The 21,252-nt window shown below is 41.3% G+C and carries 24 protein-coding genes and 1 tRNA gene; 12 read left to right on the top strand and 13 right to left on the bottom strand.

What is annotated here, in order from left to right:
* Positions 1–96 precede the first annotated feature (96 nt).
* The 4 genes from NBH01_RS23675 (at position 97) to NBH01_RS23690 (ending at position 2,814) form a co-directional block, all read left to right on the top strand.
* Positions 97–169, top strand: a tRNA-Phe gene (locus NBH01_RS23675).
* Between the two features lie 251 nt (positions 170–420).
* Positions 421–1,662, top strand: coding sequence for a site-specific integrase (locus NBH01_RS23680; RefSeq protein ID WP_005645871.1), 1,242 nt, complete (start codon positions 421–423; stop codon positions 1,660–1,662).
* A 55-nt stretch (positions 1,663–1,717) separates the two neighbouring features.
* Positions 1,718–1,918, top strand: coding sequence for a hypothetical protein (locus tag NBH01_RS23685; RefSeq protein WP_005645875.1), 201 nt, complete (start codon positions 1,718–1,720; stop codon positions 1,916–1,918).
* Positions 1,894–2,814 carry an SDH family Clp fold serine proteinase gene (locus tag NBH01_RS23690; protein WP_005645877.1) on the top strand — a complete coding sequence of 307 codons (921 nt, stop codon included), beginning with the start codon at positions 1,894–1,896 and terminating at the stop codon, positions 2,812–2,814. Before NBH01_RS23685 ends, NBH01_RS23690 begins: the two co-directional genes overlap by 25 nt.
* A gap of 130 nt (positions 2,815–2,944) precedes the next feature.
* Here NBH01_RS23690 and NBH01_RS23695 read toward each other — a convergent pair whose 3' ends face one another.
* Both NBH01_RS23695 and NBH01_RS23700 read right to left on the bottom strand, forming a co-directional pair.
* On the bottom strand, positions 2,945–3,226 hold the full coding sequence (locus NBH01_RS23695) for a helix-turn-helix domain-containing protein (protein WP_005645879.1): 282 nt from the start codon (positions 3,224–3,226) through the stop codon (positions 2,945–2,947).
* Positions 3,227–3,230: 4 nt separating this feature from the next.
* Positions 3,231–3,518 carry a helix-turn-helix domain-containing protein gene (locus NBH01_RS23700; RefSeq protein ID WP_005645881.1) on the bottom strand — a complete coding sequence of 96 codons (288 nt, stop codon included), beginning with the start codon at positions 3,516–3,518 and terminating at the stop codon, positions 3,231–3,233.
* A 337-nt stretch (positions 3,519–3,855) separates the two neighbouring features.
* Here NBH01_RS23700 and NBH01_RS23705 point away from each other — a divergent pair, with 337 nt between their 5' ends.
* The 6 genes from NBH01_RS23705 to NBH01_RS23730 all read left to right on the top strand — a co-directional run bounded on the left by NBH01_RS23705 (position 3,856) and on the right by NBH01_RS23730 (position 8,826).
* Positions 3,856–4,164, top strand: a complete 309-nt coding sequence (locus tag NBH01_RS23705; protein WP_005645883.1) for a helix-turn-helix domain-containing protein — start codon at positions 3,856–3,858, stop codon at positions 4,162–4,164.
* Positions 4,145–5,377 (top strand): virulence-associated E family protein, encoded by a 1,233-nt coding sequence (locus NBH01_RS23710; RefSeq protein ID WP_005645885.1) that lies wholly within the window; start codon positions 4,145–4,147, stop codon positions 5,375–5,377. Before NBH01_RS23705 ends, NBH01_RS23710 begins: the two co-directional genes overlap by 20 nt.
* Before the next feature lie 309 nt (positions 5,378–5,686).
* A complete protein-coding gene (locus NBH01_RS23715) occupies positions 5,687–6,667 on the top strand; it encodes a toprim domain-containing protein (protein WP_250700337.1) in 981 nt (326 codons plus the stop codon).
* 156 nt (positions 6,668–6,823) lie between these two features.
* Positions 6,824–7,207, top strand: a complete 384-nt coding sequence (locus NBH01_RS23720; RefSeq protein ID WP_005645888.1) for a MobC family plasmid mobilization relaxosome protein — start codon at positions 6,824–6,826, stop codon at positions 7,205–7,207.
* Entirely contained in the window at positions 7,173–8,096 is a 924-nt protein-coding gene (locus NBH01_RS23725; RefSeq protein ID WP_057326903.1) for a relaxase/mobilization nuclease domain-containing protein, read from the top strand. The genes NBH01_RS23720 and NBH01_RS23725 overlap by 35 nt, the downstream gene beginning before the upstream one ends.
* 4 nt (positions 8,097–8,100) lie before the next feature.
* Positions 8,101–8,826 (top strand): hypothetical protein, encoded by a 726-nt coding sequence (locus NBH01_RS23730; protein ID WP_005645893.1) that lies wholly within the window; start codon positions 8,101–8,103, stop codon positions 8,824–8,826.
* Between the two features lie 42 nt (positions 8,827–8,868).
* Here NBH01_RS23730 and NBH01_RS23735 read toward each other — a convergent pair whose 3' ends face one another.
* The 10 genes from NBH01_RS23735 to rbpB all read right to left on the bottom strand — a co-directional run bounded on the left by NBH01_RS23735 (position 8,869) and on the right by rbpB (position 17,166).
* Positions 8,869–9,201, bottom strand: a complete 333-nt coding sequence (locus NBH01_RS23735) for a helix-turn-helix domain-containing protein (protein ID WP_005645903.1) — start codon at positions 9,199–9,201, stop codon at positions 8,869–8,871.
* A 130-nt stretch (positions 9,202–9,331) separates the two neighbouring features.
* Positions 9,332–9,751, bottom strand: a complete 420-nt coding sequence (locus NBH01_RS23740) for an RteC domain-containing protein (RefSeq protein WP_005645906.1) — start codon at positions 9,749–9,751, stop codon at positions 9,332–9,334.
* Positions 9,705–9,944: a hypothetical protein gene (locus tag NBH01_RS23745; RefSeq protein ID WP_005645908.1), complete on the bottom strand. Its 240-nt coding sequence runs from the start codon at positions 9,942–9,944 to the stop codon at positions 9,705–9,707. Before NBH01_RS23745 ends, NBH01_RS23740 begins: the two co-directional genes overlap by 47 nt.
* 31 nt (positions 9,945–9,975) lie before the next feature.
* Positions 9,976–10,908: a helix-turn-helix transcriptional regulator gene (locus tag NBH01_RS23750; protein WP_005645910.1), complete on the bottom strand. Its 933-nt coding sequence runs from the start codon at positions 10,906–10,908 to the stop codon at positions 9,976–9,978.
* On the bottom strand, positions 10,905–11,531 hold the full coding sequence (locus NBH01_RS23755) for a Type 1 glutamine amidotransferase-like domain-containing protein (RefSeq protein ID WP_004315354.1): 627 nt from the start codon (positions 11,529–11,531) through the stop codon (positions 10,905–10,907). Before NBH01_RS23755 ends, NBH01_RS23750 begins: the two co-directional genes overlap by 4 nt.
* A gap of 666 nt (positions 11,532–12,197) precedes the next feature.
* A complete protein-coding gene (locus NBH01_RS23760) occupies positions 12,198–13,424 on the bottom strand; it encodes a glycoside hydrolase family 76 protein (protein WP_062694655.1) in 1,227 nt (408 codons plus the stop codon).
* 270 nt (positions 13,425–13,694) lie between these two features.
* A complete protein-coding gene (locus NBH01_RS23765) occupies positions 13,695–14,153 on the bottom strand; it encodes a cold shock domain-containing protein (RefSeq protein WP_113748222.1) in 459 nt (152 codons plus the stop codon).
* Positions 14,154–14,207: 54 nt separating this feature from the next.
* Positions 14,208–15,332 carry a DEAD/DEAH box helicase gene (locus NBH01_RS23770; RefSeq protein WP_008761181.1) on the bottom strand — a complete coding sequence of 375 codons (1,125 nt, stop codon included), beginning with the start codon at positions 15,330–15,332 and terminating at the stop codon, positions 14,208–14,210.
* A 94-nt stretch (positions 15,333–15,426) separates the two neighbouring features.
* The gene (locus NBH01_RS23775) at positions 15,427–16,500 is read right to left on the bottom strand and encodes an NAD(P)H-dependent flavin oxidoreductase (protein WP_177613324.1); all 1,074 of its coding nucleotides are present in this window, start codon (positions 16,498–16,500) and stop codon (positions 15,427–15,429) included.
* A 363-nt stretch (positions 16,501–16,863) separates the two neighbouring features.
* On the bottom strand, positions 16,864–17,166 hold the full coding sequence (gene rbpB / locus NBH01_RS23780; RefSeq protein ID WP_008761179.1) for an RNA-binding protein RbpB: 303 nt from the start codon (positions 17,164–17,166) through the stop codon (positions 16,864–16,866).
* A 319-nt stretch (positions 17,167–17,485) separates the two neighbouring features.
* On the opposite strand from rbpB, the gene NBH01_RS23785 reads away from it, so the two are divergent.
* Positions 17,486–18,262, top strand: a complete 777-nt coding sequence (locus NBH01_RS23785; protein ID WP_008765472.1) for a helix-turn-helix transcriptional regulator — start codon at positions 17,486–17,488, stop codon at positions 18,260–18,262.
* Here the strand turns inward: NBH01_RS23785 and NBH01_RS23790 are convergent, their stop codons facing one another.
* Positions 18,263–18,847, bottom strand: a complete 585-nt coding sequence (locus tag NBH01_RS23790; RefSeq protein ID WP_008765473.1) for a hypothetical protein — start codon at positions 18,845–18,847, stop codon at positions 18,263–18,265.
* 140 nt (positions 18,848–18,987) lie between these two features.
* Here NBH01_RS23790 and NBH01_RS23795 point away from each other — a divergent pair, with 140 nt between their 5' ends.
* Positions 18,988–21,048, top strand: coding sequence for a HelD family protein (locus tag NBH01_RS23795; protein ID WP_225680400.1), 2,061 nt, complete (start codon positions 18,988–18,990; stop codon positions 21,046–21,048).
* The last annotated feature ends 204 nt before the right edge of the window (positions 21,049–21,252 follow it).

Consider the following 21,252-nt stretch of genomic DNA (forward strand, 5'->3'; position numbering starts at 1 on the left):
ATCAGTGTTTTTTATTTATAGAACCCTTGCAGAATCCAAAAGTTTAACTACCTTTGCAACCGCAAAAGAGAAACAACTGAGTTGAATTAGCCTTACGGTGCCATAGCTCAGTTGGTAGAGCAAAGGACTGAAAATCCTTGTGTCCCCGGTTCGATTCCTGGTGGCACCACTTTTTAAGAAGGCAAAACGATGTAAATCCCTGAATTTCAAAGAAGTTCGGGGATTTTCCTTTTCCAAGAATAGGCAAAATTAGTGGGATTGAAGCAAACCATACGTCCTTATTCAAGGGACTGTTTTTAAAAGCCCGAAATGTTCCACTGCGAGGTATTTACTTCATTCTTTTACAGCACGTTGCACTATTTTACATAACAGGGTTCTCGGTTCGATTTCCTAACTTTGTATCATTAAAAATTGAGCCGTATGGAAAGAAAAAGATTCAGCGTGTTGTTCTTCATCAAGCGTAGCAAACTGTTAAAAAACGGGGAAGCACCCGTGCGTGTGCGTGTCACTTATGACCGCCTATACGTGGAACTTCAACTAAAGCGGAGTGTAAAAGTCCCACTTTGGTCGCAGGAAAAAGAGAAGTCGACAGGCAAAGACCGAAACTCCGTAGAACTTAACCATTACATTGACGCCCTGCGTGTGAAATTCTATCAGATTTACCAAGACTTGGAACTGGAGGGAAAGATTATCTCCGCACGTGCCATAGTGAACCGCTATCAGGGAAAGGACGAAACTTTCAAGACATTGTATAATGTATTCAAGGAACATAATGACAACTGCCGGAAGCTAATCGGGACAGACTATGCCGACATCACCGTAAGACGTTACGACAATTGCCTTAAATACCTCATGGAACTGGTTAAACGGGATTACAAGGTAGATGATATGTTACTGCGTGAGGTAAACGGGGAACTGGTACGCAAATTCGATTTATACCTAAAGACGGAGAAGCATTGCGCACAGAATACCGTTATCCGGTACATGAAATGTTTTAAGAAAGTGATAAACCTTGCCATTGCCAACGAGTGGCTGACAAAGAACCCGTTTGCAGGAATCAAGTTTCACGAGGTGGAGGTAAACAAACAGTTCCTAAGCCAAGCCGAGATAAACCGGATATGGCAGAAAGAGTTCAGGATTGAACGGCTGGAACTGGTACGGGATGTTTTTATCTTCTGCGTATATACCGGGCTGGCATTCATAGACGTGTATAACTTACGCCCCGAACACGTTTCAGAGGACAGCAACGGCAACCTGTGGATAGTGAAACCCCGTGAAAAGACAAACAACCTCTGTAACATCCCGCTTTTGAGCATTCCCAAACAGATACTTGAAAAGTATAAGGATAACCCCTACTGCATGGATAAAGGAACTTTGTTGCCCGTTCCCTGCAATCAGAAGATGAACAGCTACCTGAAAGAGATTGCCGACCTTTGCGGTATTAAAAAGAACCTGACCACGCACACAGCCCGGCACAGTTTCGCTTCGGTTATTGCGCTGGCTAACAACGTGTCACTGCCGAACGTGGCTAAAATGCTGGGGCATTCATCCACCCGAATGACGCAGCACTACGCAAAGGTATTAGACCAAACGATACTAAGGGATATGCAATACGTAGAGAGAAAAATATCATTTTTCAGCAACTTTAATGCTGAATTGTAAACTTTTAAAAGGAAAAAGGCCTATATTTGCATTTAAAGTAATCGTTATAACAGCCATGAACAGAATCATAGAAAACTTAAAAGTAAATAATCCTGCGATATATCAAATATTGCAAGAGCAAGAAAAACAAAAATGGGAAATAACTAGTGGAACTCGTTATAAAACCGTCAGTGACACTGTTTCTGCAAATTCTTCAATTGAATATAACATTAAATCTAAACCGAATCAATTATGCCAACATGGAGTGAAATATTAACAGAATTAAAAGTCGAAAGTGCCCAAGGGAATTCTGCTCCTTTTGATTTTATTCGACGCAAATACCTTTCTGAACTATCTAAATATACAAACAGAAATATTATTTTGTACGCAACTGCTTTTACCCAAAAAGGTGGAGCTCCCGAATTACTTTCGGTAACAGAGGAAGATGTGCAAGGAATGATGGAAGTTTCATACGGACTTGAAAAAAAGCCTGTAGATTTAATTATACACAGTCCGGGAGGTTCTCCCGAAGCAGCAGAAGGTATTGTCGAATATTTGCATGCTCAATTTCCTGAAGTAAGAGTTATTATTCCCCAAATAGCAATGTCTGCTGCCACAATGATTGCATGTTCAGGAGCTAGTATTGTCATGGGAAAACATTCTAATATAGGTCCCGTAGACCCACAGTTGATTATTAATAGTCCTAACGGTCCCACAAGTAATCCAGCAAAAGCAATAATTGACCAATTCTATAAAGCATTACAAGAAGTAAACGAACCCAATAAACAAGCATGGGCTATATTACTTAATCAATATGGTCCTTCTGTCATTACACAATGTGAAAATTATATCAAAATGTCTGAAAACTTAATTAGAGATTGGCTTAATAGATTCATGTTCAAAACAGAAGCTCCAGATGTCAAAGCTCCTATTATAGAGAATATAGCATCTTTTTTGGCTAATCACGATAACTTTAAAAGTCATGGTCGCCATATATCCCGTGAAAAAGCAGAATCAAAAGGGTTAAAAATAGAATATCTTGAAAAAGACTCTCAATTACAAGATTTAGTTCTGTCTGTGTTTCATGCTACAACTCATACATTTTCATCAACACCTGCAATGAAAATTATAGAGAATCAAAATGGGAAAGCATTCATAAAAATTCAAAATTAACAAGATATTGAAAAGACTATCCGCATAAACATGAAGAAGCCAGCAACATAGTTTTCAAGAAACCATGATTGCTGGCTTTTAATTAATCAAACAATAAATACAGAAAACAAGATTTCACGTTTTCAAGATTTCATTTTCTGTAATACCTTTCCAGCAGGTCTAAAATCTCGCTTTCCCGGTAGATGATTTTTCCCGGAAGCTGCACATATCCCAGCAGTCCCGTGTCCCTGTAATCCTGCAACGTTCGTTTGCTGATGCAAAGCCGTCTGCACACTTCCTCGCCCGTCAAGTAGTGTTCACCGTTCAATACCGGGCGATAGTTCATTACCACGTACTCCACGTTTTCCAGCACCCTGTCAAGGGAGGAAAACAGTACCAGCGTGGTTTCGGAATCTTTCGTTATCAAATCCATACGCCTACTTTTTAGAATTGTCCCTTACTTGGCTAAGCAGAAATGTTTCCACGTCCGAAGCCTTATAGTAAATCTTATTGTTAATCTGCGAATAAGGCAGTTTCCCCGTGTCACGGTAGGTCTGCATCGTCCGGGCTGAAACATTCAGCAAACGGCAGGTCTCGCAGTTATCCAGCCATTTGTCACGCTTCCTGCGTAAAGGCACACAGAGCGCATCCACACGCCCCACAAAATTTTCAAACCTCTGTTTCCAAAATTCAAAAGTTTTCTTTTCAATCGTCACTATTTCCATAACCGATATATTTATTATTATCAATACTCCGTTTTTCTTCACTGGTGCAAATATATAAGACTGAATGACAGGTTGTTTCTTTCTGTCCGCAAATGACCTTGCGTGTCCAAAAATGTCCACCACTGCCCCAAACGAGCAGGAAAGAAACAATAAGAGAACAGAAATCCCGGTTTCCCCCACTTACTTATTAAGTAAGGTAATGAACACAAAGCCGTTTTCTATTTACCGACATTAATTTGGTGCAGAGCGCAGCAAAGCGATTCCAAACGGCTGACGCTTTGTTTTTTACCGATTTTTCTTATTTTATTTGTGGTGCTAATTCAAAAAACAAGCACCTATGAATAATCCTTTCGAAGAAATTTTCAAACGGCTGGAGAACATCGAAAAGATGATTGCCCCGGTCATGGGCGCACAGCCCGAAGAACGGCAGGACGGAAAAGAGCCTGTGTTAGTCAAAATATCCGTTGCCAGCGGCATAACCGGGTATTCGGTCAATTACCTGTATCATTTAGCCAGCAAGGGACTGATACCCTGCGTCAAGCGTGGGCGTACCCTGCGTTTCGACATGGAGGAACTCAAAAAGTGGATGCAGCAGCAGTATGTCCCGGCTTCTAACAGACTTCCCGATGAAAAAGAAAAGAGGTGATGAAACACGGCATATCGAGGGCTGGCAGTCGAAGAACGAGCGCATCGAAAGCCTGTTGAACGTCCTGTACGATTTCCGGTTCAACACCGTAAAGAGCCGGACGGAATACCGGGCTGCGGGTTCTTCGGACTTGTACCAGCCCGTTACAAAATTCGCCCTGAACACTTTCAGGCGCAGGCTGGACGCAACGGCTGACATAGCCACCTCAACCGACAACATACGCATGATACTGGAAAGCGACTTCGCAAGAAAGGCTCACCCCATACAGGAGTATTTCAACGCCCTGCCCTTACTTAATCCTGCCGAACACGGGCATATCGGCAGGCTTCTGAACACGGTACAGGTAGCCAACCCCGGCAAATGGGAGGAATATTTCACGAAATGGCTTATCGGTGTGGTAGCCAACGCGATGAACGACACGGGGTGTCAGAACCATACTTGTTTGGTACTGACCGGGGACAGGCAGGGACAATTCAAATCGTGGTGGCTGGACAACCTTTGCCCGACACCGCTTAAGAACTACCTGTTCACCGGGAAGATAGACCCGCAGGGCAAAGATATCCTGACACTGATAGCCGAATACCTATTCATCAACATTGACGACCAGCTAAAGGAACTCAACAAGCAGAACGAGAACGCATTGAAGAATCTTATCACCACTCCGGCGGTGAAGTACCGCAGACCGTATGATATTTACATCGAGGAATACCCGCACCTCGCCAGCTTCATGGCTTCGGTGAACGGCAACGAGTTCCTGACCGACCCGACAGGCAGCAGGCGTTTTTTGCCGTTCGAGGTGCTGCACATAGACAAGCCCACGGCAGAAAGCATCCGCATGGATAACGTCTATTCCGAAATCATGTACTTGTACCGTCAGGGCGTGCGCTACTGGTTCAATGATGCGGAGATTGAAGAACTGCACCTGACAAATGCGGAATTTGAGGTACAGACAATCGAGTTTGAGATGCTGACACAATACTTTGAGAAGCCGACAGAGGAGGAAGAAGCCCTGTTCTTCATGACAACGGCACAGGTACTCGCATACCTGCGTAATATATCCCCCGTCCAGCTATCCGAAAAAAGGCTGGGCGAATCATTGCGGAAAATCGGTTTCAAGCGGGTACAGAAGCGCATCAACAACAACCATTATCCGGTATATGGGTACAGGATAAAGCCCGTTCCGGCTTCCCGTACAGGGGATGATTACGGGTAGAACCGGAATGTAGTAGCTTCTACATATTGTCTGATATACACATAATGATTTAATAAACAACAGTTTACCAATTATGTAGTATGAAGTAAGATAGAATCCCAAACTTTTGGAAAATCCGGGAAAAAGAAAAAACGGCAATATAATATATAGAATATATTTATTCCTTTTTTAAAGGATAAATAATTACTATGTTACTACATGTACTACAATCCGTTGAAAAAGAAAAAGATAGATGTAGTAGTGTCCCGTACTTCTTCTTACTCGCTTCTTGCTTCATTATTACTATCGTTAAATAAAAAAATAAAGATTATGACCTACAAGGAAGCCAACAATATCAGTATCAAAGATTACCTGAACTCTTTGGGAATCCAGCCAGCCAAGGAAAAGGGAAGCTACGGGATGTACCGCAGCCCCTTACGGGAGGACAACACGCCAAGTTTCAAGGTGGATTATAACGCCAATTTATGGTGTGACTACGGAACTGGTGAGGGCGGGACGCTCATCGACCTTGTAATGAAGCAACAACAGTGCAACGCCTACGGTGCTATCTGCCGACTGGAACAGGGCGACACCGCCTCTTTTTCCTTTCACGGGAAAGAACTGCCCGAAAGGGACACGAAAAGGCAGGCAGCCAGCCCGATAGAGATACGCAGAATACAGCCGTTACAGAATCCGGCACTCATACGCTATTTGCAGGAAAGGGGGATTTCCCCCGGAACGGCATCCCCATACGTGCAGGAAATGTATTACCGCATCGGTGGCAAGCCTTATTTTGCGCTGGCGTTCAGGAATGATTCAGGAGGTTACGAGCTTCGCAATCCCCGTTTCAAGGGCAGCACATCGAAAGACATCACCCATATACGGCAGCAGGGAGAGCCGAGAGATACCTGTTTCGTGTTCGAGGGCTTTTTGGATTTCCTCTCATTCCTCACTATCCGGCAACAGAAAAGCCCGGATATACCCTGCACCGACTGGCAGGACTACGTTATCCTGAACTCCACCGCCAACACGGATAAAGCCTTATATCCGCTGGCTGGTTACGGGCATATACATTGTATGCTTGACAATGACGAAGCCGGGAGGAAAGCGGTTGAAGCCATAAGGCAGGAATACAAATGGCGTGTACGTGACGCATCACACCTGTACAGCGGTCACAATGACCTGAACGACTATCTGCGTAGCCTTAAAGTGAAGCAATCCCAAGATTTGACAGTTACCGACAAGCCCCAGCCGGAGCATGATAACAGACAAAATCCGGGTGAAAAAAGAAAGAGAGGGCTAAGGATGTGACCTGCAAGGCTGGCGGCATGAACCGACGGCAGGCTGTGTGATTAGGGAGAGCAAGGTTATGTTTCGGTAGACCGAAACACCTTGCTTTGCTTGACAGCAAAGAAAATTTCTCCCGTTGGTCGCAATTTTTAAGATACCACCTAAAAGTAAAAACGTATGACAGGGATAAGGAACAAACCGGGAGGTCGCCCGGCAAAAAGCCGGATAGACAAGCAGAACCGGGTAGTCAGCACGAAGTTGACCGAGTTACAGTTCTACGCAATCAGGAAGCGAGCCACCGAAGCCGGGCTGCGTGTCAGCGAGTACGTCCGGCAGGCGGTCGTTTCGGCAGAGGTAACGCCCCGGCTGAACAGGCAGGATGCGGACACTATCCGCAAGCTGGCGGGCGAAGCCAACAACATCAACCAGCTGGCGCACCGGGCGAATGCCGGAGGGTTTGCACTGGTAGCGGTGGAACTGGTGAAACTCAAGAACAGGATTGTTGAAATCATAAACCAACTGTCGGATGATTGGAAAAATAAGAAAGGGAAGCGGATTTAAAGGCTGCGTGAACTATGTACTCGGCAAGGAACAGGCAGCCTTGCTTCATGCGGAGGGAATATTAGCCGAAAGCAACCGGGACATCATACGCAGTTTCATACTGCAAGCCGGGATGAACCCCGACCTGAAAAAGCCAGTCGGACATATTGCGCTAAGCTATTCCCCGGTGGACGCACCCAAGCTGACAGACGGGAAAATGATACAGCTTGCGCAGGAGTACATGCGTGAAATGAAAATCACCGATACGCAGTACATCATCGTGCGCCACCAAGACCGGGAACATCCGCACGTACATATCGTGTTCAACCGTATAGACAACAACGGCAAGACCATTTCGGACAGGAACGACATGTACCGCAACGAGCAGGTATGCAAGAAGCTGAAAGCCAAACACGGGCTTTATTTCGCTAAAGGCAAGGAGCATGTAAAACAGCACCGTTTGAGAGAGCCGGACAAATCCAAATACGAGATTTACAATGCCGTAAAGGATGAAATCGGGAAATCAAGGAACTGGCGGCAGTTACAAACCCGGCTGGCAGAAAAGGGTATCGGGATTCATTTCAAGCACAGGGGACAGACTGGCGAAGTGCAGGGCATATCTTTTTCCATAGGTGAATACACGTTCAAGGGTTCGGAGATAGACCGCAGTTTCAGTTTCTCCAAACTGGATAAATGTTTCGGGGATGCGGGGCTGAACACTGCCGGAAACAACCGACAGACGGTTTCCGCACCTGTTCAGGAGCTATCGCAGACACTGGGCAAAGCCGACAGTCCGTTACTGACAGGCTTGGGCGGTCTGTTCTCCGCCCCGTCCTCTCCGGCTGATGAAACACCCGACAATCCCGGTGAAAGAAAAAAGAAGAAAAAGAAACGACACTTAAAATTATAGGAACATGGAAAATAACTTAATTTTGGAGGGACTTCTCTCTATGGTTACGGAACTGAAAGAACGGCAGGAGAAGCAGGTAACGCCAGCCAGCCGGGAGGAAACGATTAACCGACTGGACGTTATCGAACAGCGCATTTCGGAAATGCAGGGCAAATCCGGCATTCCTGAAAACATGGTGCAGGAGATTCTAAACCAAATCGGCAGTATCAGAAAAGGTCAGTCCGAGAACCAAAAACAAGACCTTGAAGATATAAAGGGGCTTATCGTGACCTCGCACCGATATTTCAAGGAGCGGTTAAAGGTGTTGTTCCCGGCTGATGATACACCAGCCGGAGAAATAACGCCCGTTTCATGGTACGGCAAACTGATATATCGGGTAACTCCCTACCTGAAACCCAAGTTTTTTCTTCTTTCAGCAGGTTTTATTATCTGTATCATTTCGCTAATCTTGAATATTCGTTTTACGGAACGGATGCAACGGTTACAGGACAACGATATAAAATACCGCTATATCCTGATGAAAGGAAAGGCAGACGGCAGCAGCCTTGATTTGCTGGAAACGAAGTTCAGCCGGGAACGGGACAACGCTTTCATCCGAAGCCTGACCAATTCGGTGAAAGGCTTTGAATACCGCAGCAGGAAACAGGCGGAAGCGTTGGAACGGGCAAGGCTGTTGAACGAACAAGCCGAGCAGCTAAAGGAGGAAGCCGACAAATTAGGCAAGCCATAAAACAAAAGCAAAGCCGGAGCAGAACCGCCCCGGCTTTCTAATTCACTTCTTTTTCTTCGTGCAGTGTTCTTTCTCGAACTGGCGCAACGTGGTAACGCTGAACCGCTCCTTGATGAACTCCCGGACATCGGAAGCCTTATAGTACACTTTTCCGCTGATTGTGAAATACGGCAGCGCACCGATAGCCCGGTAGCGTTGCAGGGTCTTGATACTCACCTTGAAGAGCAGGCACAAGTCCTGATTATCCAGCAGGTTGTCATCTTCGGGCAGCACCCTGTCGGCATTGCGCAGTACCCGTACATCCTTGCAGAGTTCTTCCAATTTGGCGTACAGCTTCTGCATCCATACGCTGAAATCGTCATTGTCTATATACATGATTGCTTCATTTTTCTGATTATACATTATGGTCTGTCAATCGATTGATGAAGCAAAGTTCAGAAAACGGACGCAAAGAAATTACGGGGGAGCTAATGGAATCCCCTATAAATAAATCGTAAGCCGTTGGTTATCTGTACCCTTTCTTGTCATGTTCCTTGCGAATAAGCTCTGCCAGTCCATTAAGAAACTCTGTCAGCTTGCCCGGCTTTCGTTTTATCACGTCCTCATGCTTTTGGTAACAATCACCTATCTTGATATTGAAAAGCCATTCAAAGGCTTTCGTCAAGTCCACTAAATAAACAGGCTTGCCATTTTGATACACAATCTTTTGGGAAAGGAACAGCCCGCTAACTATTTCCATGATATTGATAAGAGTGGTTCTGTCAGCGAGATATAGAGGGGAAAGGGCTTGTTTGTTGGTGCGTTGCTGCAACTGTTCCGGGTACTTGATACGCCATTCGATTAGGCGTATTTCGGTATTCAGTAACCCTATCGCTTCATCAATTAGATGCAAATAGGATATTTTTTTCCTGCTCAAACCATACACGGTATGATTTAAGACGATACAAACCAAAAGAGAAATAGCGGAGTAAAATGCTATAATCTTGTTCTGTGATACTGAAATCGGCTACATGGGTCGCCAATTCTTCGATAGCTTCTGCAAATTCAGATGCAGACACTTTACGTTGTGAGCATTCCGACAATAAGCGGAAAAATCTTTGGTCGAATATTTTTTTCATTTAGTCGATTAAAAATACTATTTGACAGCAATCAAATAGAAATGTTATTGATAATATTTTTAACTTCATATTTTAAAGAATCTGGTCTTATTATAGTTGCACTATCTGCAAAAGACAGATACCAATGTGCAAACTTACTGATTGAAAATGTTAGAAAATGAAGCTCAAACATATCCCCTATCTCTTTCTCAGATGTTAATCCGTAATAATATTTATCATCATTCATTATGGAGGTTTTATTCTTTTCTATTCTTATAACGATTTCATGTAATTTTTCTTTATCATAAAACTCGCGTATGAATTTTTCCAAAGGAGGATGTTCCCGTGATTGTAATTCATTAAGAATGTGCATTTTTTGAATTCTATCTATCCGAAATGTAAGATAGATTTCTTTGGGAAGATAAAAGCCTATTAGATACCAGTTAGTTCTCGAAAAGAAAATTCCAACAGCTTCAATCTTTCGTTCTGAAACACTTAACGCATTACTTCCCAAATAAGATATTTCAATAATTCTTTTTTGGTATATACTTTGTAAAATAAGTAAAAGAATATCAGGTTTATAGGTAGATGATTTATAAGTATCCAATACAGACATGCACTTTTCCATTGTTTCTAACATATTTTTGTCTGCAAAACGCATGACAGACCTAATCTTTTCTATTCCAGACTTATAATGTTCGTTGCTATTTGAATCAGTTAGTTCATGTACTAATTTCTCTGCAATCAAAAAGGACAAAGCCTCTTTTTGAGTAAACATTAGAGGAGATAATTTGAATCCTTCTGCAAGTGAATAACCAATACCGGGATTTCCTATGATAGGAATGCCTGCCTCTTCCAATGTTCTTATATCTCGATATACAGTGCGAATGCTTATATTAAAACGTTCTGAAATTTGCTGTGCTTTCACTAACGAGTACGATTGTAACTGAATCAATATAGCAGAAATACGGTCTATTCTATTCATTTTGCATCTTTAATTTGAATATTTGAATCTTCAATAATAACAGCTTGTTTATTACTTATAGGAATAAGCTGCAACTTCTCATTATATAGTTGAACTATCTTTTCACCTTTTTTCTTGAATGGAAAATTTCCATAATGGGGAATCGTATAAAAATCGACCAAATCTAAAGAAGTACAGTCTTTCAATTCAGGAGCCTTTTCTATTGGATCAAAATTCACACTTCTCATATATTCTGCATCGGGAGAGGCTATTATTGCTCCGGCAGATTCCCCAATATACAGTTTACCCAATTTCACTTGTTTAGATATAATTTTATCAACACCTTTTCTTTTTAACTCTTGCAAAAGGAAAAATGTATTTCCACCTGTTATGTAGATATAATCGCATTTATGTAATATAGAAGATATTTCCTCTTTGGGCAGTTGGGTAATCTCGACTTCTTCAACAATCATTCCTGCTTCTTCTAAAGCCTTTTTCCCCTTTTTTACATAGAATCGTATTGGTTCTGTAAGGCTTGCAGTTGGTATAAAAGCTATAATTTTCCCTTGCAAATCTTCTTTGGCACAATCGACAAATAGATTAGCAACATCAGCAAATGATGAGCATAAAAATAATCTTTTCATATTCTATAATATTAAGTTGAATACTTTTTGATACAAAGATAGCGTCTTCTATGACAGCCCTATGTCAGTAAGTCTAATATTGAAGAGTTTTTTTCATCAAAACAATCCATTATTGAAATTTACCCTATTTGTAATGTGGCTGCACGTTTCGAAACCAGTGGGGTTTATGTAGTTATACATATTACTCGATAAAAATACTCCTTTACGATTCAATCTATTGGGAAAATTGATACCTGACATTTCGACTAAAGTTCTTTCTATATACTTCATGGATATTGAAAACCTTCCGTCACATAGCCTGCAATTCTTCTTAATGATACAGAGAAAAATCCTCAAAACAACTCCTAAAAGAATACTGAACAAAATTCAAACAGACTTTTAGCAGTAAATACAAAAAAAGTTCTTGGAAATATTGATAATTCCAAATAAATATCTACCTTTGCACGCAGAAATCGAACCTAAGACACAAACTTGTGTTGAACGGTGCAAAGTTGTGAAAACCTTATTCAAGGGACTAACATCGTAATAAAGATATAACTTATTGAGAAATAGTGCTATACAAGCCGACTTTCGGTTGCTGGTGGCACCACTATCAACTCAGTAACAAAAATCCCTTGAACTTCAAAAGTTCAAGGGATTTTTGTTTTATCTCTTTTCTTATTCACTCTATCGGTGTTTAAGTACACACATGGCTTCCATCAGCATACAACCGGTCAGATGCGATGTCAATCCCACACTCTCATCATCAGCAGGTGCTTTTCTCCAACGACCGCTATATAACATAGTCTTCTGATTCACCCCCTGTTCTGCCATAACCGTAGCACAATGAGTTATGTAGTCGCGAAACTTATTATAATTGGCACTATCCAGTGCAGGGTCATTAATCAGTTTCACAAAATAACGGAAGAAGATGCCATGAAACAAGCCACCGTCACCACCTTCTGCATCGGAGAGTACACCTTCATTTGTCGACAAATGGTCAATCACAAAATTGGCCGCTTTTACTGCATCTGTCAGATATTGCTTATCACCGGTAATCTTATACAGTTCATGAGCTGCTCCCAAGAAAGTACCTGAGTTGTACGAAAATACCCATTTGGTAATCTTGCCTTCTCCATTCATGTTGTCATACACTGCCCCTGTCTGACGGTCGAACAAGTTATTCTTCTCCCATGTATATATTTTAATGGCCTCATTCAGATAAGCCTGTTTGGGTTTTCCGGCCTTTTTGCCCATAGCATCATAAAAATTATACAACCGGGCAGCAATAAGGGCAGCAGGACCATTGGAACAAGCGTTCTTAGATTTTACCACATCCGTCTTCCAGGTAATGCCACCAAACCACGGAGCCTCATCTTCCGGTCCCCAAGTAGACCAAACCCAATCATCGTAGGTCTGTCTCGCCTTTTTCAGATACTTGGTATTCTTAGTGCTTTCAAACATGCGAATCTGTGCCAGAGCAATCCATTCCATATCGTCTACAAACACATTCCACCATGGGTCTTCCTCTCTGCCCGCAAAATTGAATTTCGGTGCACCTTCCCACCATAACGGGTATATATTCAAATACTGTTTGCTTCCGGTACGCATATATGCATCTACCATGACATCCATAGCATGTGCCTGTGGCCAATAATGATTGGTAGTCATATTGGAAAGATCACTACCATAATTAAAATAAAACCGATTCTCATACCCTTTGAAGTTTGCGCCCCAAAAATGCTTGATAAGGGCTTGCGACATACCATCTGCCATTTTCTGCCAATAAACAGGCGTCTTTTCCGCCAGACTTGCTGTAGTTTTTTCTACAATTACAGGATTGCTTCCCCCTGTCTCCGCAGAGAGCTGCAAAGTCAAGCTGAGAAAAAATACCGTAATCAATAAGTTCTTCATGTTTTCTGCGTTTAAAAGTTAATAATATTTCAGACTCAGCGGGCAAAGGTATGAAATAGTAGAGATAATGAATCATTATTTCTTGCCATTTTTGTACGATATGCTGCATTCTTCTTCCGGTTACCCTCCGTTCCCCTGTCTACCTGCAATACTATTTTTACGCATAAAAAATCCCTTGAACCTCTGAGACTCAAGGGATTTTTATTTTATCATATTACACTTAAGCAAATGAATATCTAAAAATAAGTTTCAATACTTACATTTTTTGTTTTAATTCTCCACCGGTTTCTTTTCGAGACAGATATTGACCGCATTCATTCCTTTCACACCACGTTCAAGATCGAATGTTACAATATTACCTTCCGAGATATTACCAACGACATTATTAACATGGAAAAAGTACTTATCAACTCCGGCAAGGTCCTTTATAAAACCAAAGCCTCTTGCCCCATTAAAGAATTCAACTCTCCCTCTCAATATAACGGGTTCCTCGTCTTCTTTCTTCGGAGTTGCAATGATTATCTCATCCAGGTTTATCTCTTCCTTTTTAATGTTTTCAGCCGGAGGAGTCGAAGTTATCATTCCATTCTCGTCCACATAAGCAATCATATCATCGAAGCTGCTTTTACTGGATAACTTTTTGCTATCCTTTTTCTTTTGTTTTTCTTCTCGTTTAGCGAGTCTCTTTTTTTCATTTTCACGTTTACCTACCGTAATGGATTTTGCCATAGAACTTATATTTAATTTATACTATATTTTAATGAATAATGTAAGGGAATGACCTTAAATTGTAAAATCAGCCCTATTTAGTTTTTTGCCTGTCAATTTCTGAATATCATTAATCTGTTTGCGTTCTTCCTGAGAGCAGAATGTAAGTGCCATACCTGCATTTCCTGCTCTTCCCGTACGCCCGATTCGATGTACATATGTCTCAGGAACATCAGGAAGATCATAATTGATAACCAACGGCAGCTCATTAATATCAATTCCCCGGGAAGCGATATCTGTGGCAACCATCACTCGCGTTTTACCCGACTTGAAGTTACCCAATGCGGACTGCCGCGCCGCCTGACTCTTATTTCCATGAATAGCCTGGCTGCCAATGCCGGCTTTACCCAATATTTTAACTATCTTATCAGCATTGTGCTTGGTACGCGAAAAGATAAGTACCGACCGGTCCTCCGATTTTTGCAAAATTGAAATCAGCAACAGGCTCTTTTCTTTCTTCTCTACAAAGTAAACCAGTTGCTTTATAGAATCTACCGTTGATGATTTCGGTGTAACATAAATCTTCAACGGATTCTTCAGCAAGGAATTAGTCAGAGCAATAATCGTATCAGGCATTGTAGCCGAAAAGAACAAAGTTTGCTTTTCTTTCGGAAGTTTCGGCAATATTCGTTTAATATCATGTATAAAGCCCATATCAAGCATACGGTCTGCTTCGTCCAGAACAAAATACTGAATATTATCCAATCGTATATGTCCTTGATTCATCAAATCGAGCAAACGCCCCGGAGTAGCAACCAGAATATCGATTCCTTTATGCAGCATATCCACTTGCGGACGTTGATTCACGCCTCCGAAGATGACTCCGTGACGGATACGTGTATACTTTGAATAATCTTCAATACATTCACTGATTTGCAATGCGAGTTCGCGGGTAGGAGTCAAAATCAGAGCTTTGATTCCCGAACGCTTGCCTTCTCCCTTATTGAGATGCAAATGTTGTATAATAGGTATTGCAAATGAAGCAGTCTTTCCGGTTCCAGTCTGCGCACAGCCTAAAATGTCTTTTTTTGCCAATGCTACAGGAATCGCTTTCTCCTGAATAGGAGTAGGTACTGTATATCCTTTTTCTTCAATTGCTTTTAAAATAGGTTCGGTTATATTTAATTCTTTAAATGTCATAAATGTTATTTTTGCTGTTTCAGCACAGCGGTTAATTTTATATATAGTAAGAGAGCACAACACATTCAATACTGAATATGCAAGGTCTCCGATATTAAACCAGTTTGTGAGTCGCTAAGAAAAACTCGCGTTCCAGTGTATTCATCACTTCTTTCACACTGCTTATTTTATCTGCGAGAAAGGCGTTGCTACCGGCAAAAGCATAACCTTTTTTCATATTTCCTTTGGCCGCATTATACAGCGCTTTAATAATGCAATAAGGACTTTTTGTATAGTCACACGTCTTAATGCAATGGAATGAGCATTTCCTCGGCTTTTCCAGACCATTATTCACACTATGAATAAATTCTCCGTCAATAGCCCGTCCCGGCATTCCAACAGGACTTTCAATAATAAGAACATCTTCGGATTTGGAGTGAATATACACTTCTTTGAAAGTTTCCGAAGCATCACATTCAAGGGTCGTCACGAAAATACTTCCCATCTGCACTCCCGAAGCTCCCAGTTCCATAAAGTGCGCAATATCTTCCCCTGTCGAAATTCCACCGGCGGCAATCACCGGAATATGTTTCTGTTCTTTATAACTGGCCGCAATCGCCACCACTTCGGGAATCAATACATCCAAAGCATAATTCTGGTCTTGCAGCTGTTCTTTCTTAAACCCCAGATGCCCTCCGGCTTTGGGACCTTCTACCACTATCGCATCCGGCAGATAGTTATAATTCTTTTGCCATTTGTCACAGATTATTTTGGCAGCTCTTGAAGAAGATACAATAGGTACTAATTTCGTAATACTCCCCGTAGTCAAATAGGAAGGCAAATCAAGTGGAAGCCCGGCACCGGAAAATATCACATCAATCTTTTCATCAATCGCAGTACGCACCATATCAGCATAATTCGATAAGGCAACCATGACATTCACACCAATAATACCTTTTGTTTTCATGCGTGATTTGCGAATCTCTTCTTTCAGGCCGCTGATGCATTTTTCAGTATAAGTGCCTTTTTCTTTGGGATAAAGCAACCCCAGACCTGCACACGATATAACTCCCACTCCTCCTTCGTTTGCTACTGCTGACGCCAGACCGGACAATGATATCCCAACTCCCATTCCACCTTGTATAACAGGTACTTTAATTTCAATATTTCCTATAAAAAATGATTTCATATATTTTATTCTGTGCTTGGCCATTTCAAAATCAACACACTCCGAACATACTCTATTCAAGTATTCAAAGTCGCCTTCATCATTGGCTGTTCGCTTGATTGGATATTATTTATTAAACTCTCACTCCTGTTTCTTCCAAGAGCATTGTATTACAAAAAAGCCTAATAATCTATTGTCAGAATGGAAAGTGCAGGATTATATACTCCTGATATTGCGCATAAAAGAGGCAGAATTAGCAGAACTTAAATGTAAAATGATTTTTCGTTTTCTCCGTATAACAGAAATTCCTCCGTTGAATCATGAAACGGTAATAGTCTGTATAAAAGCAGAAGACATTATCTTCTGCTTTTATTTATTCTGATATTAATATCTTCTTGAATTGTTATAACCACCTCCACGGTTACCACCGTATGACGGTTTTTCAGCGCGAGGACGTGCAACGCTCACTGAAATAACCTTCTGGTCATATTCAACTCCGTTCAATTCGTCAATAGCTTTTTGTCCTTCTGCATCATTCGTCATTTCTACGAAAGCGAATCCTCTGGATCTGCCGGTTTCTCTATCAAAAATAACTTTGGCTGAAGAAACTTCTCCATACTCTGCAAATAAATTTGTCAAGTCAGCATCATTTGTGCCATAACTTAAACCTGAAATGTAAATGTTCATCTAAAATTTTATTAAAAATAAATACTAATTTGGAGTGAGGAGGATAATTACAGAAGAGGACTACTTACTAATAATATATTATAAAGAAGAACTACACAATAATGATTCGTGACTCAAACTCTGGGAACAAAGATAACACAATTAATTAGATAACTATCTTTTTATTATTTATTTTTCAAGAGATGTTCAATAATTATCATTTGTTAGCACGATTATTGTATGGAAACAATAAGAATAAGCAAATCTCTACTCCTTCCTTGATAATATCACGGATTATATCTACTTTTGTCATACTTCAATCAAAAAAACAGTTCCATACATGCGGGAAATCAAGCTAACAGATATCACACGGGAAGAATTGTGGGCAAAGCAACGTTTGTCCTTTACCGACATCGACTATGCCGTGTGGGAACGGAATAAATCCATGCTTCATCAATTCTCGAAGATGAACCGGAACTGTACATTTGTAGTAGACGTATATAAATGCAGATATGCCTATGCTTCTCCGAACTTTGTAGATTTACTGGGATATGATGCCCACAAGATAGCAACATTGGAAAGGCAGGGTGATTATCTGGAATCGCGCATCCATCCCGACGACCGCGAGCAATTGCTCATCTTACAAATAAAATTAAGTCAGTTTATATACAGTTTGCCTCCGGAACAACGAAATGACTATTCTAATATTTACAGTTTTCGTGTTCTCAATGCGAGGCAACAATACGTGCGTGTTGTCAGCAGGCATCAGGTTCTGGAGCAGACCATCGATGGAAAAGCATGGCTGGTAATTGGGAATATGGATATCTCACCTGATCAACAAGAGGCCGAAACGGTAGACTGTACTGTACTCAATCTGAAAAATGGAGAGATGTTCTCTCCTTCTCCGTCACTGCAGACCTTCAATCCTCTCACCAAACGGGAAGCTGAAATTTTACGCCTGATCCAAAAAGGACTGTTAAGTAAAGAAATAGCAGACAAACTGTGTGTCAGCATTCATACCGTCAATATTCACCGACAGAATCTATTACGGAAATTAGGAGTACAAAATTCCATTGAAGCCATCCGAATAGGATATGAGACGGGGATATTAAGCTGATTAAGGCATCCATTCCAGCACTCCTCCCACCGGATGCTCTTTTCGCCATTCTTCAAACCCGGCATAAGTCCGCACTCCATCCCGTATGACAGCCTGATAATATTCTACCCCCATAATCTTTTCACTTTCGGGTGTCTCATTTTTCAATTGAAGAATTGTCCGCTTAATCTCATCTGTCAAGACGGAAGAAATACGTTCGGCTACTTTCTCAAAATATCCATCGTATCGGGAACCTTTCCGGATATGTATCATATCAATTTGCCAGAGTGCATTATCCGAATCCTGATACCAGGCATGCCATTCAACACACGCCTCAACAGTATGCAGCAGATTCACGCACTCTATCTTCTTCACTGACGTGTTTTCCGCCAGCTTCGCCATCGCCCTGAAACTATCGGCTAAACTTAAAGAAGACGTATATATATGAAAATCAATATCCCGGTGTTTCATCAGCAACCCCATACGAAGAGAACCAACCAGATTAACCTGTGCACCAATGCTTTCCCATATCGGTATAACATTGACTTTCTCTATTATTTCCCATGCTTTCTGCTGATTTCGTCTTGCAACATCAAGGATATCCATCTTTCTTCTAGATTAAATGAGCACGCAAAAATAAGAAAAAGACTTGATATATAGCTATAAATAACTATTTAATACCCCACCGGATCTAGCTAACTTTGCCACCCTTTCAATCAACTTTAATACCCAAACTGAATTTATATATGATATTCAACGAAACAGAAGAGCAGGAAAAAGCATATTTGCAACAGGTGCTCAATATCATCAATGATACGATAAACAGCACAGACAAGTCTGTTAAAGAGCACATAGATACTCTGCAGGAATACAAAGATTATCTATGGTCCAATAAAGACATCGATCCTCATGAAATCCGTTCCATGCGTGAAAGTATACTGAATCATTTTGCACGAGGCGAAAATGTGATAGACAAACGCAATCGCCTGAGTAAGATATTGGATATTCCTTACTTCGGACGAATCGACTTTAAGGAAAATGGAAGCAGCGGCAAAAAACTTCCTGTATATATAGGTATACACACATTCTACGATTTCAAAAACAAAAGAAATCTGATATATGATTGGCGGTCACCTATTTCGGGTATGTTTTATGACTATGAGTCAGGTGAGGCCACTTATTCTTCTCCGTCAGGTGAAGTGCATGGAGAGATTTCACTCAAGCGTCAGTACCGCATTCGCAAAGGTAAGATGGAATATATGATTGAAAGTTCCGTCACTGTTCATGATGATATCTTGCAAAAAGAGCTCTGTTCCAATGCAGACGACAAGATGAAAAACATCGTTATGACCATCCAACGCGAACAAAACCGGATTATCCGCAACGAAGATACGCCCGTACTCATCATACAGGGAGTCGCCGGCTCGGGAAAAACGTCTATTGCCTTACACCGTATTGCTTACCTGCTCTATACACAAAAAGGAAAAATTTCATCCAAAGACATTCTGATCATCTCACCTAATAAAGTATTTGCCGATTACATATCCAATGTCCTTCCAGAACTTGGTGAAACGACTGTACCAGAAACCAGCATGGAACAGATTCTCTCCACCGTCCTTGACAACAAATATAAGTTTCAGAATTTCTTCGGACAAGTCTCGGAACTACTGGAAAAGCCGGCTCCGGATTTTATCGAACGGATACAATACAAAGCTTCTTTCGAATTTGTTTCCCGACTCGACAAATTCATCCTCCATATGGAAAATCACTATTTCAGAGCGACTGATGTAAAACTCACCAAGTATATCACTATTCCCGCAGAATTCGTAGGGGAACAGTTCAAACGATTCCATCGTTACCCCATACGCCAACGATTTGAAACCATGGCAGATTACATTCTGGAAATGATGAAAATCCAGTATAACCTTACAGTGACTACCGCTGAGAAAAACCTGCTGAGAAAAGAAATTAAGAATATGTTTTCAGGAAATAACGACCTCCAGATCTATAAAGACTTTTTCGAATGGGCCGGAAAACCTGAAATGTTCAAGATGCGAAAGAATCGTATGCTGGAATATGCAGATATGGCTCCCCTGGCTTATCTGCATCTCGCATTGGATGGGAATAGAACTCAAACTCATATCAGACATCTTCTGATAGATGAAATGCAGGACTATTCTCCCATACAATACAAGGTGATCCAAAAACTTTATCCCTGCCGGAAAACAATTCTTGGAGATGCTTCTCAATCTGTCAATCCCTATGGTTCTTCAACTGCTGCCATGATTCAAAAAACGTTTACCACCGGAGAAGTAATGAAACTATGTAAGAGTTACCGCTCTACTTTTGAAATTACCAGTCTGGCACAGAAAATCCAGGCAAACAATGAACTGGAACCCATTATGCGACATGGAGAACAACCTGAAATTCTTCCATTCAAGAATACAGAAGAAGAAACGACAGGCCTTGTTAATTTGATATCGGACTTCAGAAACTCCGGATATACATCTTTGGGAATAATCTGTAAAACAGAAACTCAGGCAAAAGCACTTGCCCAGAAACTCCAAGTCCATACAGATAACATATCGCTTTTGTCAAGTCTAAGTTCAGCTTATACAAAAGGCATTGTTGTCACTTCCGCACACATGGCAAAAGGGTTGGAATTTGATGAAGTAATCGTTCCACAAGCTGATAATCAGAATTATCACTCCACCATAGATAAAAGTATGCTTTATGTGGCGGTGACAAGGGCGATGCATAAAATCACATTGACCTATAGCGGGATACCCAATCGGTTCATCGAATAATTCCCCATCAAGATGGTGTTTATTTGCCCGTTTACCGCTTCTTTGCATGCAGTATACCCTGGCTTAACCTGTTTATCAACTAATGTCTTACCCTGGATTTGGTTGACTACTATAAGTATCAACTAAAATGAATAAAAGATGAAAAAGAGTGACATGACCTTTAGTCCTTATCAGCTTGAACTTCTTGGCGATTTCTATCGTTCG

The organism is Bacteroides sp. B1-V-101 (genome assembly GCF_023656585.1).
GTDB lineage: Bacteria > Bacteroidota > Bacteroidia > Bacteroidales > Bacteroidaceae > Bacteroides > Bacteroides thetaiotaomicron.

Excerpts from the sequence above, each read along its gene's own strand:
- NBH01_RS23680 (WP_005645871.1), top strand. The coding sequence starts at position 421 with ATGGAAAGAAAAAGATTCAGCGTGTTGTTCTTCATCAAGCGTAGCAAA.
- NBH01_RS23685 (WP_005645875.1), top strand. The coding sequence starts at position 1,718 with ATGAACAGAATCATAGAAAACTTAAAAGTAAATAATCCTGCGATATAT.
- NBH01_RS23690 (WP_005645877.1), top strand. The coding sequence starts at position 1,894 with ATGCCAACATGGAGTGAAATATTAACAGAATTAAAAGTCGAAAGTGCC.
- NBH01_RS23695 (WP_005645879.1), bottom strand. The coding sequence starts at position 3,226 with ATGGATTTGATAACGAAAGATTCCGAAACCACGCTGGTACTGTTTTCC.
- NBH01_RS23700 (WP_005645881.1), bottom strand. The coding sequence starts at position 3,518 with ATGGAAATAGTGACGATTGAAAAGAAAACTTTTGAATTTTGGAAACAG.
- NBH01_RS23705 (WP_005645883.1), top strand. The coding sequence starts at position 3,856 with ATGAATAATCCTTTCGAAGAAATTTTCAAACGGCTGGAGAACATCGAA.
- NBH01_RS23710 (WP_005645885.1), top strand. The coding sequence starts at position 4,145 with ATGAAAAAGAAAAGAGGTGATGAAACACGGCATATCGAGGGCTGGCAG.
- NBH01_RS23715 (WP_250700337.1), top strand. The coding sequence starts at position 5,687 with ATGACCTACAAGGAAGCCAACAATATCAGTATCAAAGATTACCTGAAC.
- NBH01_RS23720 (WP_005645888.1), top strand. The coding sequence starts at position 6,824 with ATGACAGGGATAAGGAACAAACCGGGAGGTCGCCCGGCAAAAAGCCGG.
- NBH01_RS23725 (WP_057326903.1), top strand. The coding sequence starts at position 7,173 with ATGATTGGAAAAATAAGAAAGGGAAGCGGATTTAAAGGCTGCGTGAAC.
- NBH01_RS23730 (WP_005645893.1), top strand. The coding sequence starts at position 8,101 with ATGGAAAATAACTTAATTTTGGAGGGACTTCTCTCTATGGTTACGGAA.
- NBH01_RS23735 (WP_005645903.1), bottom strand. The coding sequence starts at position 9,201 with ATGTATATAGACAATGACGATTTCAGCGTATGGATGCAGAAGCTGTAC.
- NBH01_RS23745 (WP_005645908.1), bottom strand. The coding sequence starts at position 9,944 with ATGAAAAAAATATTCGACCAAAGATTTTTCCGCTTATTGTCGGAATGC.
- NBH01_RS23750 (WP_005645910.1), bottom strand. The coding sequence starts at position 10,908 with ATGAATAGAATAGACCGTATTTCTGCTATATTGATTCAGTTACAATCG.
- NBH01_RS23755 (WP_004315354.1), bottom strand. The coding sequence starts at position 11,531 with ATGAAAAGATTATTTTTATGCTCATCATTTGCTGATGTTGCTAATCTA.
- NBH01_RS23760 (WP_062694655.1), bottom strand. The coding sequence starts at position 13,424 with ATGAAGAACTTATTGATTACGGTATTTTTTCTCAGCTTGACTTTGCAG.
- NBH01_RS23765 (WP_113748222.1), bottom strand. The coding sequence starts at position 14,153 with ATGGCAAAATCCATTACGGTAGGTAAACGTGAAAATGAAAAAAAGAGA.
- NBH01_RS23770 (WP_008761181.1), bottom strand. The coding sequence starts at position 15,332 with ATGACATTTAAAGAATTAAATATAACCGAACCTATTTTAAAAGCAATT.
- NBH01_RS23775 (WP_177613324.1), bottom strand. The coding sequence starts at position 16,500 with ATGAAATCATTTTTTATAGGAAATATTGAAATTAAAGTACCTGTTATA.
- rbpB (WP_008761179.1), bottom strand. The coding sequence starts at position 17,166 with ATGAACATTTACATTTCAGGTTTAAGTTATGGCACAAATGATGCTGAC.
- NBH01_RS23785 (WP_008765472.1), top strand. The coding sequence starts at position 17,486 with ATGCGGGAAATCAAGCTAACAGATATCACACGGGAAGAATTGTGGGCA.
- NBH01_RS23790 (WP_008765473.1), bottom strand. The coding sequence starts at position 18,847 with ATGGATATCCTTGATGTTGCAAGACGAAATCAGCAGAAAGCATGGGAA.
- NBH01_RS23795 (WP_225680400.1), top strand. The coding sequence starts at position 18,988 with ATGATATTCAACGAAACAGAAGAGCAGGAAAAAGCATATTTGCAACAG.